Raw genomic sequence first — 2,549 nt, forward strand, 5'->3', positions numbered from 1 at the left:
ATTGTATAGCGTTTTTATCACTGTCACTTGTTTTATGTATTTGAGAAAACAAATTCAATGAAAAAATCGTTAAAAGCAGTTTTAGGAGCCGTGTTTTCATAAAATATCGCATAACGTTTTCGGGCTTTGCGTTCGGGCGGGTTTCGGAGCACAAAACTGTCAACCTGCATTGAACTTGAATAGAAGCAGAAAGCTCCAAGTTTGCACGTCACCCCGCCTGACGCAAAACCCGTGTTAGCGGTTCGGTTTTCTTTATTCATAGTTTGCATTGTCCCAAATTAATAGTCCACCAATGTTGTCTATATTCAGTTTCTCGTCTTCATTTATTCTTTCAAGTCGTTGTTCAAAAATGTCAAGTTCGGTTTTTACTGTTTCTATTGCCTTTTTTAAAGAAGAAATGTCAAACTGAACTATGTTTTCTCTCGGTGTCGGTACGAAGTGTTCGTCAAATTCTCCTACGGTAAAGTCAAAAGTTACTTTTTCTTTTTGAATTTTTACTTGCGGTTCTGGGTGTCCTGCATAAAATCCCTTTTCCTGACCGTTTGCTATGTTCTCCCAAAATTTAAGGTCTGCAAGGTCGCCACAACATTGCGGAAAAAATTTGTCGTGTCCGTCAATGCGAAGTACGTAGCCACCAAAAAACGCACTTGCTTGTTCTCTTTCATATTTTCCGTCTCTCAAATCTTGCGTATGGTCAATTACAATTTTCGACAAGTTGTTGTCCGTTATGTCAGTAAGTCGGTAAAATGAAGAACCAGCTAAATATGGTTTGAACTTGTCTTTAAAACCTGCTTTTTTGTAACTGTCCGAGTTGAATTTGTCCCACAATTCGGGAAAATCCCAATAAGGATATTTGTCAGGTGCTTTTATGTCCTGATTATGGTATCCGATTTCAATTACAGGTATTAATTCTAAACTCATTTTCTCTTTGTTGTGTCGTCTTTTAAACTGACCGCTAACGGCTCGGCGGCTTTGCGAAGTTTCCTCTGGAAGCTCTGCTTCCAAGAGGAAATTTTGCAAAACCGCTTGATGGGCTCGTCGCTTCGCGAACTTCGCCCATCAAGCGGTGTAAGCCGCCGAGCCGATGTGGCGAAAGGAGCGAAGCGGATTTCGCCACATCGGAAAAAGTATTTGCGAAGGGCGGGCTAAATTGAACCAATCGTTCAATTTCGACCAACCGAAGCGGATGCTTTTTCCGTATTGCTAATTTAAGAAAAAAAAGTAATACGGAAAAGCAGAAGCGGATAAATATTCCCAAACTTTCAACTCTGCACTTAACCCCGCCTTTTGCAAATACTATGTTATCTGTAGTTTTTCTTATTCTTTTTTTTGTGTGATTTTGTTTCCATTAACAGTTAGTGAAATTGAAGTTTCAATTGAAGGACAACAACGAGGATCATCTTCAGCATATTCCATATTTTTAATAAATATCTTTCCATTATTTATTTTGTCCATCACAAATAAATAATCCGCATCGAAAGTCCTAATAAATTCAATATTTGAGGATACATTCTTGTATAATGCAAGTCCTTGACCTGCCAGATAATTACCTCCATCCGTTGGTTCAATACTGTAATATAAAACCACATCTTCTTTTCCATCATTTGTAAAATCGCCAGTATAAGTATCCAACAATCCTATGGCTGTGTTTTTTGAGAGTAATCTATTTTTATAACTTTGAAAGTGCTTTTTTGCAAGTCTTGTTAATTCTTTAGTACTTATAACTTTAACATATTCATTTGCATCAGCAGGTGCTTTTACTTCAGTTTTTACACTGTCAATCTTAATATTCTTCTTTGTGACAGAGTCCATTGCTTTTGCAACAGCAGTAGCGACAATTTTATCGATATCTTTTTTGCTTTCAGTATTCTTATTACAAGAAATGATAAAAAGTAAAATCGAAAAGGTAAAATAGTTTTTCATATAAATTTTTAAAACAGCATTTTGGTTAAAATTACAGATAATGGTGGGGCTTTGCGAAGAAGCGGACTAAAAAACCACTAACATTACCCCAACTACACAAAGGTAATAAAAATTTCATTATGTCCAAATAAAACCGCTCTCGCTTTTTTGCAAAACCCGTGTTGCACGCTGGACTTTCGTTTCAGTTTCTATTTGGTATTCACAATATGATATATTCGCACAGGCTAAATTTCAGTTTTCTAAATTCAATTCCAGTTTTTCAAATTCAACTCTTCCCTATTTTCAATTCAGCTTTTCATAGGAATTATAGTCACTAAGTTTAAGTTGGTAAAGTCAATTCAGAGTCTGCTTCGTTGTACGCTATACTATTGAAAATTCACTCCAAGTAAAAGTCAATTCTATTCCGTAATATAAAAAATAGAAAATGAATTCAAACCTTTCTACATTCTCTTTGTTCGGTTTGGATTCAGTTTCTTTTATAACGCTAAAATTCAACTTTATTTCGGCAGTGTGATTTTCAGTAGTGTGGCGTGCAACGGAAAAAGTATTTGCGAAGGGCGGGTTTGAATTGGACGATAAGTTCAATTCAGCACAACCGAAGCGGATGCTTTTTCCGTATTGCTAAT

At 36.2% G+C, this 2,549-nt stretch carries 2 protein-coding genes; both read right to left on the bottom strand.

All coding sequences use genetic code 11. The annotated features are described in order from the left end of the window. Window positions 1-252: 252 nt before the first annotated feature. A complete protein-coding gene (locus D1003_RS10750; RefSeq protein ID WP_153936992.1) occupies window positions 253-921 on the bottom strand; it encodes a hypothetical protein in 669 nt (222 codons plus the stop codon). Between the two features lie 396 nt (window positions 922-1,317). Then, window positions 1,318-1,923 carry a hypothetical protein gene (locus tag D1003_RS10760; RefSeq protein WP_153936994.1) on the bottom strand — a complete coding sequence of 202 codons (606 nt, stop codon included), beginning with the start codon at window positions 1,921-1,923 and terminating at the stop codon, window positions 1,318-1,320. Window positions 1,924-2,549 lie beyond the last annotated feature (626 nt).

Source organism: Riemerella anatipestifer (assembly GCF_009663465.1).
GTDB lineage: Bacteria > Bacteroidota > Bacteroidia > Flavobacteriales > Weeksellaceae > Riemerella > Riemerella anatipestifer_C.